The 15,958-nt window shown below is 71.3% G+C and carries 15 protein-coding genes; 11 read left to right on the forward strand and 4 right to left on the reverse strand.

Annotation, left to right across the window (positions count from 1 at the left end):
* The first annotated feature begins 11 nt into the window (after positions 1–11).
* From JOD54_RS16625 to JOD54_RS16645, 5 genes are all read left to right on the forward strand, one after another.
* Positions 12–1,136 (forward strand): isochorismate synthase, encoded by a 1,125-nt coding sequence (locus tag JOD54_RS16625; RefSeq protein ID WP_204451404.1) that lies wholly within the window; start codon positions 12–14, stop codon positions 1,134–1,136.
* On the forward strand, positions 1,133–2,710 hold the full coding sequence (locus tag JOD54_RS16630; protein ID WP_204451405.1) for a (2,3-dihydroxybenzoyl)adenylate synthase: 1,578 nt from the start codon (positions 1,133–1,135) through the stop codon (positions 2,708–2,710). Before JOD54_RS16625 ends, JOD54_RS16630 begins: the two co-directional genes overlap by 4 nt.
* Positions 2,710–3,345 (forward strand): isochorismatase family protein, encoded by a 636-nt coding sequence (locus JOD54_RS16635; RefSeq protein WP_204451406.1) that lies wholly within the window; start codon positions 2,710–2,712, stop codon positions 3,343–3,345. The genes JOD54_RS16630 and JOD54_RS16635 overlap by 1 nt, the downstream gene beginning before the upstream one ends.
* The gene (locus JOD54_RS16640; RefSeq protein ID WP_204451407.1) at positions 3,342–3,554 is read left to right on the forward strand and encodes a phosphopantetheine-binding protein; all 213 of its coding nucleotides are present in this window, start codon (positions 3,342–3,344) and stop codon (positions 3,552–3,554) included. The genes JOD54_RS16635 and JOD54_RS16640 overlap by 4 nt, the downstream gene beginning before the upstream one ends.
* Positions 3,555–3,689: 135 nt before the next feature.
* Complete coding sequence (locus JOD54_RS16645) at positions 3,690–4,181, forward strand: RICIN domain-containing protein (RefSeq protein ID WP_204451408.1); 492 nt, start codon at positions 3,690–3,692, stop codon at positions 4,179–4,181.
* A gap of 65 nt (positions 4,182–4,246) precedes the next feature.
* On the opposite strand, the gene JOD54_RS16650 is transcribed toward JOD54_RS16645, so the two are convergent.
* Entirely contained in the window at positions 4,247–4,411 is a 165-nt protein-coding gene (locus JOD54_RS16650) for a hypothetical protein (RefSeq protein ID WP_204451409.1), read from the reverse strand.
* A 135-nt stretch (positions 4,412–4,546) separates the two neighbouring features.
* Positions 4,547–5,464, reverse strand: a complete 918-nt coding sequence (locus JOD54_RS16655) for a TauD/TfdA dioxygenase family protein (protein WP_307860111.1) — start codon at positions 5,462–5,464, stop codon at positions 4,547–4,549.
* Between the two features lie 277 nt (positions 5,465–5,741).
* Between JOD54_RS16655 and JOD54_RS16660 the strand changes: the two genes are divergently transcribed.
* Genes JOD54_RS16660 through JOD54_RS16685 form a run of 6 tightly spaced genes read left to right on the forward strand, consistent with a single transcriptional unit; the run spans position 5,742 to position 14,280 of the window.
* Positions 5,742–6,992 (forward strand): ROK family transcriptional regulator, encoded by a 1,251-nt coding sequence (locus JOD54_RS16660; protein WP_307860112.1) that lies wholly within the window; start codon positions 5,742–5,744, stop codon positions 6,990–6,992.
* A gap of 19 nt (positions 6,993–7,011) precedes the next feature.
* Positions 7,012–8,580, forward strand: a complete 1,569-nt coding sequence (locus tag JOD54_RS16665; protein ID WP_204451410.1) for an ABC transporter substrate-binding protein — start codon at positions 7,012–7,014, stop codon at positions 8,578–8,580.
* Positions 8,577–9,536, forward strand: coding sequence for an ABC transporter permease (locus JOD54_RS16670; RefSeq protein ID WP_204451411.1), 960 nt, complete (start codon positions 8,577–8,579; stop codon positions 9,534–9,536). Before JOD54_RS16665 ends, JOD54_RS16670 begins: the two co-directional genes overlap by 4 nt.
* Entirely contained in the window at positions 9,533–10,387 is an 855-nt protein-coding gene (locus JOD54_RS16675) for an ABC transporter permease (protein ID WP_204451412.1), read from the forward strand. Before JOD54_RS16670 ends, JOD54_RS16675 begins: the two co-directional genes overlap by 4 nt.
* Positions 10,388–10,403: 16 nt before the next feature.
* Positions 10,404–12,713, forward strand: a complete 2,310-nt coding sequence (locus JOD54_RS16680) for an arylsulfatase (protein ID WP_204451413.1) — start codon at positions 10,404–10,406, stop codon at positions 12,711–12,713.
* Complete coding sequence (locus JOD54_RS16685) at positions 12,700–14,280, forward strand: dipeptide ABC transporter ATP-binding protein (protein ID WP_204451414.1); 1,581 nt, start codon at positions 12,700–12,702, stop codon at positions 14,278–14,280. The genes JOD54_RS16680 and JOD54_RS16685 overlap by 14 nt, the downstream gene beginning before the upstream one ends.
* Here the strand turns inward: JOD54_RS16685 and JOD54_RS16690 are convergent.
* Both JOD54_RS16690 and JOD54_RS16695 read right to left on the reverse strand, forming a co-directional pair.
* Positions 14,277–15,107 (reverse strand): LamG-like jellyroll fold domain-containing protein, encoded by an 831-nt coding sequence (locus JOD54_RS16690; RefSeq protein WP_204451415.1) that lies wholly within the window; start codon positions 15,105–15,107, stop codon positions 14,277–14,279. The two genes, JOD54_RS16685 and JOD54_RS16690, sit on opposite strands and share 4 nt — an antisense overlap.
* Positions 15,104–15,955: a S24/S26 family peptidase gene (locus tag JOD54_RS16695; protein ID WP_204451416.1), complete on the reverse strand. Its 852-nt coding sequence runs from the start codon at positions 15,953–15,955 to the stop codon at positions 15,104–15,106. The genes JOD54_RS16690 and JOD54_RS16695 overlap by 4 nt, the downstream gene beginning before the upstream one ends.
* Positions 15,956–15,958 lie beyond the last annotated feature (3 nt).

Genomic DNA, 15,958 nt, shown 5'->3' on the forward strand with positions numbered 1-15,958 from the left:
CGGAGCAGTCTGTGCCTGTCCTGGGAACCCTTCCCGTCGAGGCCCGTCCCGAGGAGCTGACCGCGGCCTACCGGCCGGGCGCGTTCCTGTTCACCTCCCCGACCGGGGTGCTGCTGGCCGAGGGGGAGCGCGCCGTGCTGGGCTCCCCGGTGGAGGCCGCCGGTGCCCTCGACGACGGCGAGATCGTCGTCGGCGCCCTCCCGTTCGACCCGGCCGCGCCGAGCAGGCTGGTGATCCCCGAGCACGTGCGCCGCGCGGGCCCGCTGCCCGCCGTCGCCAGGCAGGCGCCCCGGGTCGGTGCCCGCTGGCTGGCGCAGCACACCGACGCCGAGGCCTACCGCACCGGCGTGCGCCGCGCGCTCGCGCTGATGGAAGCCGGTGAGCTGAGCAAGGTCGTGCTCGCCCGCAGGCTCGACCTGGTCGCCGCCGAGCCGGTCGACGTGCTCGACCTGGTCCGCGCGCTGGCCGCCCGGGACCCGCGCGGGCACACCTTCGCCGCCGACCTCGGTGACCGCACGCTGCTGGGCACCAGCCCGGAACTGCTGGTGCGCAGGCAGGGCCGGATCGTCTCGTCCAACCCGCTGGCCGGGTCGCGGCCGCGCTCGGAGGACCCGGTGCTCGACGGCCGCAACGCCACTGAGCTGCTCGGCTCCGCGAAGGACCGCCGCGAGCACGCCCTGGTGGTGACCGCCGTGGCCGACGGCCTCGCCCCGTACTGCAAGCAGCTCACCGTGCCCGCCGAGCCGGAACTGCTGCCCACCCGGGCCATGTGGCACCTGTCCACCCAGGTCACCGGTGTGCTGGCCGACCCGGACACCCCGGTGCTGGAACTGGCGACCGCGCTGCACCCGACGCCCGCGGTCTGCGGGTCGCCGACGGCCACCGCGCGCCGGGTGATCGGTGAGCTCGAGCCGTTCGACCGCGGCTTCTACACCGGGGTCGTCGGCTGGTCGGACGCGCGCGGCGACGGCGAGTGGGTCGTCACCATCCGCTGCGGCGAGGTCCGCGGCGCGACGCTGCGGCTGTTCGCCGGTGCCGGGCTGGTCCCCGGGTCCGACCCCGAGGCCGAGCTGGCCGAGACCGGCGCGAAGCTGCGCACCCTGCTCGGCGCGCTCGGCGTGGAGGAATCGGCGTGACCGACTGGGTTCCGTTCCCGGACGACCTCGCCGCCCGCTACCGCGAACTCGGGTACTGGGCGGGGGAGACGTTCGGGCAGTTCCTGGCCGACCGCGCCGCGCGCTTCGCCGACCGGGTCGCCGTCGTCGACGACCGCCAGCGGTGGACCTACCGGGAACTGGACGAGCGGGCGACCCGCATGGCGCACGGCTTCGTCGCCAGGGGGATCGAGCCGGGCGACCGGGTCGTGGTGCAACTGCCGAACGTGGCGGAGTTCGTGTCCGTCGTGTTCGGACTGTTCCGCGCGGGCGCTGTGCCGGTGTTCGCGTTGCCGCCGCACCGGTCCAGCGAGATCTCGTACTTCTGCGCGCACACCGGGGCGGTCGGCTACGTGATCGCCGACAAGGTCGGCGGGTTCGACTACCGGACGCTGGCCGAGCAGGTCGGTGTGCGGGAGGTGTTCGTGCTCGGGGATCCCGGGCGGCACACCGCGTTGGCCGACGTCCCGGTCGACCCGTCCGGCGAACTGCCCACAGTGGACCCCTCCGGTCTCGCGTTCCTGCAGTTGTCCGGTGGTAGCACGGGAGTGCCGAAGCTGATCCCGCGCACGCACGACGACTACCTCTACAGCGTGCGGGAAAGCGCCGACATCTGCGGCCTGGACACCTCGTCGGTGTACCTGGTGGCGCTGCCGGTCGCGCACAACTTCCCGATGAGCTCGCCGGGGATCCTGGGGGCGCTGCACGCGGGGTCGACGATCGTGCTCGCGTCCGCGCCCAGCCCGGACGTGGCGTTCGGGCTGATCGAGCGCGAGCGGGTGACGATCACCGGGGTGGTGCCGCCGATCGCGCTGGTGTGGCTCGACGCCGTCGCCACCCGCTCGGAGGACCTGTCGTCGCTGCGGGTGCTGCAGGTCGGCGGGGCGAAGTTCGCCGAGGAAGCGGCGCGCCGGGTCCAGCCGGAGCTGGGGTGCGCGCTGCAGCAGGTGTTCGGCATGGCCGAGGGGCTGGTCAACTACACCCGCTACGACGACCCGGACGACCTGGTCGCCCTCTCGCAGGGGCGGCCCATCTCGCCGGACGACGAGCTGCTGGTGGTCGACGCCGACGACGTCCCGGTCGCCGCCGGCGAGGTCGGGCACCTGCTCACCCGCGGGCCGTACACGATCCGCGGCTACTACCGGGCCGCCGAGCACAACGAGGTCGCCTTCACCGACGGCTACTACCGGACCGGGGACCTCGTGCGGGTGCTGCCCTCCGGGCACGTCGTGGTCGAGGGCCGGGCCAAGGACCAGATCAACCGCGGCGGCGAGAAGGTCGCCGCGGAGGAAGTCGAGAACCACTTGATGGCCCATCCCGCCGTGCACGACGCCGCCGTCGTCGCCGTGCCCGACGCGTTCCTCGGCGAGCGCACCTGCGCGTTCGTGGTGACCGCCGCGCCCGTGACCGGTCCCCAGCTGCGGGCCTTCCTGCGCGAGCGGGGCCTGGCCGCGTACAAGATCCCCGACCGGGTGGAGTTCGTCGACGAGTTCCCGCAGACCGGCGTCGGCAAGACCAGCCGCCGCGACCTGCGCCAGGCGCTGGGGGGCCGGTGATGGGTCTGCCCACGATCGCCCCGTACCCGATGCCGACGTCGTTACCCGAGAACCGGGTCCAGTGGACGCCGGACCCGGACCGCGCAGTGCTGCTGGTGCACGACATGCAGAACCACTTCCTGCGCGCGTTCGCCCCCGGCGCCCAGCCGCTGGTGGACCTGGTCGCCAACATCAGCACGCTGCGCGAGGCGTGCAGGCGCTTGGGCGTCCCGGTCGTGTTCTCCGCCCAGCCCGGCGGCCAGAGCCCCGACCAGCGCGGCCTGCAGCTGGACATGTGGGGGCGCGGCATCGGCCCGGACCCGGTCGACGCCGAGATCACCGCCGACCTGCGCCCAGGCGGCAGCGACCGGCTGATGACCAAGTGGCGCTACAACGCCTTCCACCGCACCGAGCTCGAAACGCTGATGGAGGGCCGCGACCAGCTCATCGTCACCGGCGTCTACGCCCACATCGGCTGCCTGATGACCGCGACCGACGCGTTCATGCGCGACATCCAAGCCTTCCTCATAGCCGACGCCGTCGCCGACTTCTCCCCCGAAGACCACGACATGGCCCTGCGCTACGCCGCCACCCGCTGCGCCACCACCATGATGACCACCCAGGTCATCGACCTACTCACCCGAGGCCCCCGATGACCCCAGAAGAGCTCCGCGCCCAGGTCGCAGCCCTCCTCGAAGTCCCCGCCCGCACCATCTCCTTCGACGACAACCTCCTCGACCACGGCCTCGACTCCATCCGCGTCATGACCCTCGTCGAGTCCTGGCGCACCCCCACCATCGCCTTCGCCGACCTCGCCGAAACCCCCACCATCACCGCCTGGGCCGCCTTGCTCAACCGTCAGTAACGGTGTCCCGGTAGCCGTCGCACCGCACGCCTGAGGCCACCCGATCGGGTGGGAAGTGGGGGTGGGGCGGGTCGGGTGGGCCGGTGGGCGGCAATGTCCTGAGTGGACCTGTGTCGATCCCTCAGGAGGAAGACCATGCGCGCGTTGTTGCTTGCTGCCGGACTTCTGGTGCTCACCCCCGCCGTCGCGGTCGCCGGGCCCGTGGCGGGTGTCGGGCCGGTGGAGGGGGAGGTGCACGTGCGGTCGGTGTCGACCGGGCAGTGCCTCACGCGGCCGGTGGAGGCGGGGGTGGTCTCCGGTGAGGCGTGCACCCCGCTGGACCGCCAGGCCTGGCAGTTGACCGCCACCGACGACCTCCGGGTGGCCATCACCGCCGCCGGGACCGACCTCTGCCTCTCCCACACCGACCTCGACGACGTCGTCACCCGCCCGTGCGACGAACTCGACAAACCCCAGGCCTGGCGACTCGTCGAACAGGACAACGGCTACTGGCTCCAAGCGACCAAGGACGACGCCGGGATGGCCTGGTGCCTCTGGCACGCCGCCGACAGCCAATACATCGGCCTCCAACCCTGCGACGGCTCGGTCGAGGGCGAACGCTGGGAGCTGCCCGCCTTCGGCAGCTAACCACCCGTCCCCGGCTCCACCACACCGCAATGACCCGTGTGGTGGAGCCGGGCAACAGAACCGCCCTAGTCCGGGCCGAACGCCAAGCTGTTGCCGAGATCCAGTGGCCACTGTGGACCAATCCCGTCCGTCTGGCCCCGCAACCACTCCACCACCCCAGGCCCCACCAACGGCCCCTCGACGGCGCCGATGTCGAAGTGCCTCACGACCACGACTCGCGTCCCGTTCACCAACATCCCCGACACCGCACCGACTCGGTCTCTGGCCGTACGCGGGCACCGGTGCGGTTCGGGAGTTCCTTGACGGGGCGGCGGTTCTCACCGGGTGAGGTCCGACTCACCCGGTGAGACCACAAAGGACAGTGGTCACACGGTCGAGAAGTGTGACGCGTCTCCGGTGCGCACGGCGCTGGGGGTTCCGTCGATGCTCACCGGGACGTCGCCCGCGAGGGTGATCCGGTGGAGGCGGCGGGGCTGGTCGTCGTAGTCGGCGATGGCGTAGTGCTGGGTGGCGCGGTTGTCCCAGATCGCGACGTCGCCGTTTTGCCAGTGCCAGCGGACGGTGTTCTCCAGGCGGGTGATGCGGTTCTGCAGCAGCTGGTACAGGGTCTGGGACTCCACTGAGGACACGCCGATCAGGCGCTTGACGAAGTGGCCGAGCAGCAGGGAGCGCTCGCCGGTCTCCGGGTGCACGCGCACGACCGGGTGTTCGGTCTCGTAGAGGTCGGACTGGAACTCGGCGCGGTACTGCTCGGTCTTGACGTCCACGCCGCCGATGCGCAGTTCGTCGATGTTGGCGGCGTAGTCGTAGGCGTTGGTGTGCACCGCCCACAGCCCGTCGACCAGGGCCTTCAGCGACAAGGGGAGCGACTCGTAGGCGGCGACGGTGTTGGCCCACACGGTGTTCCCGCCGTAGGGCGGCAGGTGCACCGCGCGCAGGATGCTCACCGACGGCACTCTGTCCACAAAGGTCACATCGGTGTGCCAGCTGTTGGCCTTGCCGTACTCCGAGTCGATCGGCAGCACCTGGGGGTTGACCACCCCGCGCACGGTCGGGTGCGCCAGCGTCACCTCGCCGAGCAGCGACCCGAAGGCCAGCTGACCGGCGTCGTCGAGGTGGTCCTGGCCGCGGAAGAAGATGACCTTGTTCGCCAGCAGTGCCGCGCGGATCCGCGCCACCACCGGGGCGGGCAGCTCGCCACCGAGGCGGACGCCGTCGATGCGCGCGCCGATCGACGAACCCAGCTTGACGACCGACACCTCGGTCTCCACGGTCTGGCTCACGGTAGGGGTCCTTTCCTGCGGTGGTGGGGTGGTCCGAACCTACGAACGCCGCGGCGGGGCCAACAAGCTTCCGGCAAGCACTGAAATAAAGTGGGCACCCCGGTTCCATATCCCGGACGCCGTTGACATCCCCTGTGGACAAACGGATTCTTGCCCTTGTGCGCCGTTGTCGATGATCGCCGCTGTCTCGCCGCCCACCGCGTGGGTTCGTCTCCACGTGAGTTCTTTACCCGCTCGAACAAAAGCGGGTGACCCCGTGCCCTGAGGAAGGTCGACCGTGCCAGACACCCCGCGCCGAACCGGTGTGCGCGCCGCCAACGCCGCGGCCGTGCTCGCGGTGATCCGCCGCGACGGCCCGCTCTCGCGCGCGGCCATCGGCGAGCGCACCGGGTTGAGCATGCCCACGGTGAGCAGGCAGGTCGGGGTGCTGATCGAGTTGGGTCTGCTGCGCGAGTTCCCGGAACTGGTCCCGGTCGGCGCGATCGGCCGCCCCCGGGTGCCGATCCACCTCGACGACACCACGTTCGCCGCCTGCGGGGTGCACATCGGGGTGAGCACCATCACCTACGGCCTGGCCGACCTGCGCGGCACCCTGCTCGACTCCGAGGAGATCCCCACCCCGCCCGGTGGACCCGAGGACGTCGTGGCCCACATCGCGGGCAAGGTCCGCGCGTTCCTGCGCCGCTGGCCGCGCCGCCGCGTCGTGGGCATCGGCCTGGCCAGCGGTGGTCTCGTTGACGCCGAGCACGGCCTGCTCGACCACGACCGGCTCGGCTGGCACCGGGTGCCCGCCGCGGACCTGCTGCGCCGCGCCACCGGCTACCCCGTGCACCTCGACGGCCACGTCGCCGCCATGGCCAACGCGGAGCTGCTCTTCGGGTGGGGGCCCAGGGTGTCGAGCCTGCTGTACTTCTACGCCCGCGAGGTCGTGGGCATCGCGTTCTCCATCGACGGTGTGCTGCACCGCGGCCCCGGCGGTGGCGGCAGCATCGCGCACCTGCCGATCGGCGGCGACGTCCGATGTCCGTGCGGGGCCACCGGGTGCCTGGAGGCCACGGTCGCCGACCGCACGGTCGCCGACCGGGCCCTCGCCGCGGGCGTGGTCGACGAGCCGGACATCCGGTTGGTCCGCGCCGCCGCCACCGCCGGTGACCCCACCGCGTCCGGTCTGCTCGCCGACCGCGCCGCCGCGCTGGGTCGGGCCGTCGGCCTGCTGCGCGACGCGCTCAACCCCGACCGGGTGGTGCTCGGCGGGCAGGCGATCACCGACCCGGCCGAGCGGCTGCCCGACCTGCTGCGCGCCTTCGCCGCCACCACGACCCTGCCCGGCACCGACATCGTCTCGGTGACCAGGTTCGGCCCGACCCTGCAGGCCACCGCCGCGTGCACCGGCCTGCTCAACCGCCTCTTCGACCACCCGCTCGACCTGCTCGACCAGGCTCCCCGCCCCGACCAGGTCGCCGGGACCCACCAGCCAGCCCACCCCCGAACGCCCCCGCGCACCGCCGACCCGGTCGGCGCCCCGTGAAGCACAGGAGATCGCCCCGATGAACCCACCGTCCAGACGCCAGGCGCTCAAGGCCGCTGCCGCCGCCGCACTGCTGCTCGCCGCGACCGCCTGCCAGTCGGCCGTGGACGCGCAGACCAGCTCCGCGGGCGCCTCAGCGGCCCCCAAGCCGGGTGGGGTCGCCGAGGTCGGCGTCACCCTCGACCTGGTGCCCGCCAACCTGTTCACCAACAGCAACGTCTCGATCACCACGGTCGTCGGGTTGGTCTACGACACGTTGGTGCGCTACGACCGCACCACCCTGGAGCCCAAGCCCAGGGTCGCCACCGAGTGGGCGCAGTCCGACGGCGGCAAGACGGTCACCCTGAAGCTGCGCACCGACGTCAAGTACCACTCCGGCCGGACCCTGACCTCGGCCGACGTGAAGTTCGCGCTGGCCAACTACGCCGACCCGAAGTGGAACGGACAGCTGCTCAGCACCGCCAAGATCATCACCTCGGTCGACACGCCCGCCGCCGACCAGGTGGTGCTGCACCTGGAGCACCCGGTCAGCAACCTGTTCGACCTGCTCGACACGGTGCCGCTGGTCGACTCCGAGACCGTCGCCGACATCGCCACCGGCAAGAAGTTCGTCGGCACCGGCGCGTTCACGTTCGACTCGTGGCGCCCCAACACCGACCTGACCTTCAGCAAGAACGCCGACTACTGGGGCGGTTCGCCCTACCTCGACGGCGTGCACGTGCGGGTCATCCCGGACGCCCAGTCGCTGGCCGCCGCTGTCAAGTCCGGTCAGGTCCACCTCGGGCGCGGTGTGGGCTACCGGGACGCGGAGTCCCTCGCGGGCACCCCCGGCGTCAAGGTCACTTCCCTTGAGGGCGCTGAGTTGCAGTCCTACGTGGGGCTCAACGTCACCGCTCCCGGTCTCGACGACCCCAAGGTCCGCCAAGCCATCGCCTACGCGCTGGACAAGGAGCGGATCATCAAGGAGGTCTTCCGGGACAAGGGCTACCCGATCTCCCTGCCGTGGCCGCGCACGAGCCCGGCCTACGACCAGGAGCTCGACAGCCGCTACCGGCGCGATGTCGCCAAGGCCAAGCAGTTGCTCGCGGAGTCGGGCAAGCAGGTGCCGGAGATCCCGCTCGCCTACGTCGGCAACGACGGCGTCTACACCGCGATCGCGCAGATCATCCAGAACAACCTGGCCGAGGCGGGCATCAAGGTCACCCTCACCCCGGTCGACTCCACGCAGTTCGTCAAGCAGCTGATCGGCGCCCAGTTCCCGGGTCTGTGGACGACGAGCCACTCCTGGGCGCAGTTCTCGCCGTCGACGCTGACCGTCAGCGCGTACCCGTTCAACGCCCGCCGCAACGCCTCCAAGTTCAGCTCGCCCGCCTACACCGCGGCCGCGGAGAACGCGTGGAAGTTGGCGTCGGCGACCGGCCCCGAAGCGACCGCCGCCTACAAGGAGCTGTCCACCCAGCTGCTCGACGGCGCTTTCCTCGCCGAGATCGGGGTCGTCTACGAGCTGGCCGCCACCCGCGACACCCTGCACGGCCTCGACTGGTCGCGCAGGCGCGAGCTCGACTTCTCCAAGGTGTTCCTGGCATGACCCGGTACCTGCTGCGCCGCGCGCCGTCGGCGCTCATCGTGCTCTGGCTCGCCTCGGTGCTGATCTTCCTGGTCATCCGGGCGATCCCGGGCGACGCGGCCGCGGCGATGGCAGGTCCGGACGCCTCGCCGGAGGTGGTGGCGGCCATCCGCCACGACCTCGGGCTCGACCTGCCGGTGGCCACCCAGTACCTGCACTGGCTGGGCGGGTTGTTCAGCGGTGACCTCGGCAGGTCCTACCTGATCGGCGGCGACATCGCCGACCTGGTGGCGGAGGGCTTCGCGAACACCCTGACGCTCACCCTCGCCGCCCTGCTGATCGCGGTCCTGGTCGCGCTGCTGTTGGGTCCACTGTGGGCGGCCACCACCAACCGCTGGGTTGACCGCGTGCTCACCGGTTTCCACACCGCCGCGGTAGCGCTACCGCCATTCGTCACCGGCGTGGTGCTCGTCATCGTGTTCGGGGTGTTCTTCCGACTGCTCCCCACGGGTGGTGTTCCGCCCAAGGGGATGTTCGACCGCCTGGACATCACCGCGCAGTACCTGGTGCTGCCCGCGGTGTGCCTGGCGCTGCCGGTGGCCGGGGTGCTCACCGGTTTTCTCGCCGAAACCCTGCGCGGAGAACTAAGGCAGGACTACGTGACGACGGTGCGCGCAGCAGGAGTGAAGAAACGGGAGGTGGTCGTACGGCACGCAATGCGCGGCGCGCTTCCGGTCGCCATCACCACGCTCGGCCTGCAAACCGGTGCACTGCTCGGTGGCGCCGTCCTCGTCGAGTCGATCTTCTCCTGGCCGGGGCTCGGTCTGCTGGTCGAGCAGGGCATCACCCGGCGTGACTACCCGGTGGTCCAGGTGCTGCTGATGCTGTCGGTCGCGGTCTTCGTCCTGGTGCAACTACTCACCGACGTCATCCACGCCGCGCTGGATCCGAGGATCAGGTTGGGAGCCCAGACATGACCGCGACCCTGGAAACGCCAGAACCGGTCGAGGTCGCCGTCCCCGTCCGGCCCAAGACCTTCTTGCGGGGCAAGGGACTCGTCGGCCTTGTCCTGGTCGGCTTGGTGATCGCGGCCGGGCTGATCGGGCCGCTGCTGGTGTCCTGGGACCCCTACGAGCAGATCGCGGGGGCGAACCTGCTCGGTCCGTCCGCGGCGCACCCGCTGGGCACCGACGACCTCAACCGCGACGTCCTCGCCCGGCTGCTGGCCGGGATCCGCGTGGACCTGCTGATCGCGTTCACCGCCGTCCCGGTCGGTGCGCTGATCGGGTGCGCGATCGGCGCCCTGGCCACGGTCAACACCGTGCTCGACGTCGCCGTGCAGCGGCTGTTCGACGTTCTGCTGGCCTTCCCGCAGCTGATCCTCGCCATCGGTCTGGCCGCGGTGATCGGACCGGGCACCACCTCGGTGGTCATCGTGATCGTCTGCGTGGAGATCCCGATCTTCGGCAGGCTGTTGCGCACCGCGGTCCTGCGGGTGCGCGAGTCACAGTTCGTGACCGCCGCGGAGGTCATCGGCGCGGGCAAGGCCCACGTTCTTCGCCACCACGTCCTGCCCAACTCGCTCGAGCCGGTGCTCGTGCAGCTGGCGCTGTCGCTCTCGGTAGCGGTGTTCATCGAGGGCGCCATGAGCGTGCTGGGCATCGGGGTGAGCCCACCGCACCCCTCCATCGGCGCGGTGCTCACCACCTCATTGCGCTACCTCGATCTCAACCCACTTTTCGCAATCGGACCACTGGTGGTGACAGCGGTGCTCGTGTTGGGCTTTCAGTTGATCGCCCAGGCCACGAACGCCGCGCGCGGCGCATGACCAGGAAGGGCTAGACATGACCTCCTCGAGCAACATCCCGGACCACGCTCGCGGCTACGACGGCTTCACCGGTTCCATCGGCCGGGTCTTCGCCGAGTCGCGGCCCGGGTGGCCAGCCGAGCCGCGCGCGAAGGGCCCCAACATCGTCGTCGTCCTCGTCGACGACCTGGGCTACGCCGACATCGGCCCGTTCGGCGGCGAGATCGCCACCCCGACCCTGGACGCGCTGGCGGCGGGAGGGCTGCGGCTGACCAACTACCACACCACCCCGCTGTGCTCGCCCTCGCGCGCGGCGCTGCTGACCGGCCTCAACCCGCACCGCGCGGGGTTCGCCTTCCCGGCCAACTCCGACCCCGGCTACCCGGCGTACTCCTTCCAGTTGCCCGACAACGCCCCGTCGTTGCCCGAGTCGCTGCGCGCCGCCGGGTACGCCACCTTCGCCGTCGGCAAGTGGCACCTCACCCGCGACGCGGCGGGCCACGACGCCGCCGACCGGTCGTCGTGGCCGCTGCAGCGCGGCTTCGACCGGTACTTCGGCAGCCTGGAGGGCCTGACCAACCTGCACCACCCGCACCGGCTGATCTGGGACAACAGCCCCTACGAGGTCGACGCGGGCGGCGGCTACCCCGAGGGCTACTACCTCACCGACGACCTCACCGACCGCGCGGTGCGCATGATCGACACCCTGCGGGCCAGCGACCCGGACAAGCCGTTCTTCCTCTACTTCGCCCACCACGCCATGCACGGCCCGCTGGGCGCGAAGGACACCGACCTGCAGCACTACCGCGGCCGCTACGCCGAGGGCTGGGACGTCATCCGGGAGCGGCGCTTCGCCAAGCAGTTGGCCGAGGGCCTGTTCCCGCCGGAGACCGTGCTCGCGCCCCGCAACGGCGAGCCCGGCCGCGACGTGCGGCCGTGGGACGAGCTCTCGCGGGAGCAGCAGGAGCTGTTCGCCAGGTACATGGAGGTCTACGCGGCGTCGCTGGACAACGTCGACCAGAGCCTCGGCCGGATCGTGGACACCCTGCGCAAGCACGGCGAGCTGGACAACACGATCATCGTCTTCACCTCCGACAACGGCGCGACCGCCGAGGGCGGGCCGGAGGGCACCCGCAGCTACTTCAGCCAGTTCGTGCACGTGCCCGGGGTTCCATCCACTTGGGAGCGCGACGTCGAGCGGGAGCTGGACCTGCTCGGCGGGCCGCGCACGACGATCCACTACCCGCGCGGCTGGGCGCAGGCGTCGAACACCCCGTTCCGGCTGTTCAAGTTCGACACCTACGCGGGCGGCGTGCGGACCCCGTTCATCGTGCACTGGCCCGCCGGGCTCGACGCGGGCCTGCGCCACCAGTACGTCTACGTGACCGATGTGGCGCCGACGCTGCTGGAGCTGGCGGGTGTCGACCGGCTCGGTGACCGCCAAGGCGTTAAGGCCGTCGAGCAGGACGGCGTCAGCGCGGTGCCGGTGCTGCGCGAGGACGCCGCGTCCGGGCACACGACGCAGTACACCGAGACCGGCGGCAACCGCGGCTACTACGCCGACGGGTGGAAGATCGTCACCCGGCACATCCCCGGGAAGCCCTTCGACGACAGCGAATGGGAGCTCTACCACGTCGACTCGGACCCGACCGAGACGACCAACGTGGCCGCCGAGCACCCGGAGAAGCTGGCCGAGCTGGCCGCGGCCTGGGAGCACGCGGCGTGGCACAACACGGTGTTCCCGCTCAACGACCACAGCCCGGCCAACCACCTGCGCCGCCCCGCCGACGCCCGCTTGGAGCGGCCGGTCACGCTGTACCCGGGGACGCCGCTGCTGGAGCGGTACCGTTCGGCGCAACTGGTGCAGTTCCGGAACTTCACCGCCGAGGCCACTATGGACTCCGAGCCCGGTGACCGCGGTGTGCTCTTCGCGCACGGCGACCAGGGTGGTGGCTACGTCGTCTACATCGAGGACGGGGCCGCGCACCTGACCTACAACGCCTACGGTGTCCTGCACCGCAGCGGCCCGGTCCCGCTCGGTGGCGGGACGGTCCGGTTGTCGGCCACCGCACTACCCGACTTCCAGTGGTCCTTCGTGCTGGAGACCGGGGCGGGCTCCACGACCCTCGGGCCGGTCGCCCAGTTGATCGGCCTGGCCCCGTTCACCGGGATCAGCGTCGGCGCCGACCGCGGCGGCCCGGTCGACTGGGACCTGCACACCCGCGAGGCCACCTTCCCCTACACCGGAACCCTGCACCACGTCCGCTACGAGCCGGGCGCGCAGGCTGACTACGACCCCAAGCTCATCGCACGACTCTGGGCGGAGGCCGAACGTGTCTACGACTGATGTCCTCGCGGTAAGAGGACTTCGGGTCTCCTTCGGCCAGGTGGAGGCGGTGCGCGGCATCGACTTCACCGTGGCCGGAGGGGAGATCCTGGCGCTGGTGGGGGAATCCGGCTCCGGCAAGTCGGTGACCGCCCGCGCCGTGCTGGGGCTGCTGCCCGAGACCGCTTCGGTGCGCGGTAGCGCGCGGCTGGGGGACCGGGAACTGGTCGGGGCAGGCGAGGAAGAGCTGCGGCGGGTGCGGGGGCAGCAGGTCGCGATGGTCTTCCAGGAGCCCGCGACCGCCCTGAACCCGGTGCACACCATCGGTTGGCAGATCGCCGCCGTTCTGCGCGCCCACCAGCCGCTCACCAAAGCGCAGGCATTGGCCGAGGCCGTCCGGCTGCTCGACCTCGTCGGCATCCCCGATCCCGCGACCAGGGTCCGCCACTACCCGCACCAGCTCTCCGGCGGCCAGAAGCAGCGCGTGGTGATCGCCATCGCGCTGGCCAACAACCCGCGGCTGATCATCGCCGACGAGCCGACCACGGCGCTGGACGTGACCGTCCAGGCGGAGATCCTGTCCCTGCTGCGCGACCTGCGGGACCGCCTGGGGACCGCGATCCTGCTCATCACCCACAACATGGGCGTGGTGGCCGACCTGGCCGACCGGGTCGTCGTCATGCGGCACGGGGAACTCGTCGAGCAGGCACCTGTCGAGGACCTCTTCGCCCGGCCCGCGCGCGCCTACACCCAGGAGCTCTTGGCCGCCGTGCCCCGCTTGGGTCACCGCGCTCCCGCGACCGTTGCGGTCGACGGACTCGCATTGCACCTGGACCAGGTCGTGGTGCGCTACAAGGACTTCCTCGCGGTCGACGGGGTCGACCTGCGTGTCGGTCGGGGTGAGGTCGTCGGCTTGGTGGGGGAGTCGGGCTCGGGCAAGTCCACCATCGGCAAGGTCGCGGCGGGCTTGCTGCGCCCGTCCTCCGGCTCGGCGACCGTCCTCGACGGCGACCCGGTGGCCGCCCGCCGTGCCATCGGGTTCATCTTTCAGGACCCCGGTGGCTCCCTCAACCCTCGAATGTCCATAGAGGACTGCATCGGCGAACCCCTGCGCGTCCACAAGGTCGCCCGCGGCAAGGCGTACCGCGACCGCGTGGCGGAGCTCTTGGACTCCGTGCGTCTGCCCACCTCATACGCCCACCGCCGACCCCGCGAGCTGTCCGGCGGCCAACGCCAACGTGTGGGCATCGCCAGGGCTCTAGCTCTGAACCCCGCGCTGCTGATCGCCGACGAACCCACCAGCGCGCTCGACGTCTCGGTCCAAGCGGCTGTTCTCGACCTGGTGACCGACCTGCAGCGGACCCTCGGCTTCGCGTGCCTGTTCATCAGCCACGACCTGGCCGTGGTCGACAACCTGGCCCACCGCGTGACTGTTCTGCACCAGGGCCGAGTGGTCGAGGAGGGACCGCACCACGAGGTCCTCAGAACCCCGAGCGCGCCTTACACGCGCCGCTTGGTCGCTGCCGTCCCCATCCCCGACCCGGTCGAACAGCGCCGTCGTTCCCGGGAGGCCGCCCCGGTTCACTAGTTGTGCAGGGCGTAGTGCTGCGACACCTGCGTGGCCGACAGCGCGAAGGGGTAGTACGACACGAACGCCATGTAGTCCCAGAAGTGGGCCAGGTCCTGGTCGGTGCCGAAGCCGTTGGTGAAGCCGTTGGTGTTCTCGTAGCCGATCCGGAAGTACCCGGTCAGCGCCGAGGGGTGGCCGTTGACCGAAGCCCGCTGCACCCCGTCGACGTAGAGGATGAGCCCCGACGCCGCGTCGTGCACCCCCACGACGTGGTGCCAGGCGCCGTCGTTGAGCGAGTACGAGGTGGCGATCTCGTAGTTCGACGTGCCCTTCACCAGGAACGCCACCCGGCCGAGGCTGGTGATGATCAGCAGATTCGTCTTGTTGGTCGACGCGCCGGTCTGCGTGCTGCCGAAGCCGCAGATCACGCCCTGGCTGTTGACCGTGCGGAACCAGGCCTCCTGGCTGCTGCTGGTGCCGGGGGCGATCGAGATCGTGCCCGGGGTGGAGACCCAGTGGGTCTGGTCGAGGCGGGCGTACCAGTCGATCGGCCGGGCGCACGGGTAGGGGTTGGCGGCGTTGGAGTTGCGGCCGCCCTGGTAGGTGCCGTCCGCGCCGGTCGGCGAGGCGTCGTAGGCGATGACGCCGCCCGCGCCCTCGTTGAGCGGGTAGTGCCGGGTGGCGCCGTCGGCGAGGGGGACCTGGGTGCAGTCGAGGATCGCGGACTTGATCGTGTTGGTGGTGTTGACCACGCGCGCCAGGAAGGCGCTGACGGTCGGGCTGGTGCCCAGCCAGGTGACCAGCAGCAACACGCCGACGAGCGCGGCGAGTCGGCGTCTGGTCATGTCACCACCCTTCGACCCAGCAACAGCGACGCCCCCAAGGGGACGCAGCACAGCCCCAAGCACACTGTCCACCACTGCCACCCCATGTGCGCGTCGATCGTGAGCGGCACTTCCCCGGAGGCGTTGGCGATGTGGCTGACCAGGTCGGCGACCTGGCCCGCGTGCAGGTCGGCGTAGACCCCGTCCGGGTCGGCGACCCGCACCGGCAGGACGCCGGTGCCCACCACGGTCGCCGTCGTCGACCCCTCTTCGCCCAGCGTCATCAGCAGGCTGGCGTTGACCAGCGGCCGCAGCACCAGGATCGCCGCGCACAGCACCAGCGGGACCCCGACCAGCCGGGCAGCGGTGCGCCAGCGCGGCGCCGCCCAGCTGGTCAGCAACCACACCAGCGCGGCACCGGGGACCACGATCGGCAGCGACCGGACCACCCACGCCATGCCCCACCAGCGGGCGACGACCTTGCCGACCAGCTTGTCGCCCGCCACCGGCCACGGGTCCTCGGCGCCGTTGATGTCGCCCTTGGTGTACACCCGCCCGTCGGCCACGCGCGACACCCGGTGGGTGTGGATGGGCCCGCCGTCGGGCGGGGTGAACGAGACGATGTCGCCGACGCGGACCTCGGCGAGCTCGACGGGCCTGGTCAGCACCAGCGTGCCGACCGGGGCCGCCTCGCCCATCGACGGCGTGTCGACCGAGAGCCACCGGCCGCCGGTCACCCACCAGCCGACCGCGAGTGCGATGCCCAGCAGCACCAGGGCGGTGCTCGCGGCCAACCGGGCCCGGGCGCCCGGGAGCCGGGCGGCGCGGTGCTTGCCACCACGCCGCCCGGCTGCCGGGTCGGTGTTCATCGG

It is taken from the genome of Actinokineospora baliensis, assembly GCF_016907695.1.
GTDB classification, from domain to species: domain Bacteria; phylum Actinomycetota; class Actinomycetes; order Mycobacteriales; family Pseudonocardiaceae; genus Actinokineospora; species Actinokineospora baliensis.

What these genes read in the sequence shown, in the direction of transcription:
- JOD54_RS16635 (WP_204451406.1), top strand. Translation starts at nt 2,710, where the DNA reads ATGGGTCTGCCCACGATCGCCCCGTACCCGATGCCGACGTCGTTACCC.
- JOD54_RS16640 (WP_204451407.1), top strand. Translation starts at nt 3,342, where the DNA reads ATGACCCCAGAAGAGCTCCGCGCCCAGGTCGCAGCCCTCCTCGAAGTC.
- JOD54_RS16645 (WP_204451408.1), top strand. Translation starts at nt 3,690, where the DNA reads ATGCGCGCGTTGTTGCTTGCTGCCGGACTTCTGGTGCTCACCCCCGCC.
- JOD54_RS16665 (WP_204451410.1), top strand. Translation starts at nt 7,012, where the DNA reads ATGAACCCACCGTCCAGACGCCAGGCGCTCAAGGCCGCTGCCGCCGCC.
- JOD54_RS16670 (WP_204451411.1), top strand. Translation starts at nt 8,577, where the DNA reads ATGACCCGGTACCTGCTGCGCCGCGCGCCGTCGGCGCTCATCGTGCTC.
- JOD54_RS16675 (WP_204451412.1), top strand. Translation starts at nt 9,533, where the DNA reads ATGACCGCGACCCTGGAAACGCCAGAACCGGTCGAGGTCGCCGTCCCC.
- JOD54_RS16680 (WP_204451413.1), top strand. Translation starts at nt 10,404, where the DNA reads ATGACCTCCTCGAGCAACATCCCGGACCACGCTCGCGGCTACGACGGC.
- JOD54_RS16690 (WP_204451415.1), bottom strand. Translation starts at nt 15,107, where the DNA reads ATGACCAGACGCCGACTCGCCGCGCTCGTCGGCGTGTTGCTGCTGGTC.
- JOD54_RS16695 (WP_204451416.1), bottom strand. Translation starts at nt 15,955, where the DNA reads ATGAACACCGACCCGGCAGCCGGGCGGCGTGGTGGCAAGCACCGCGCC.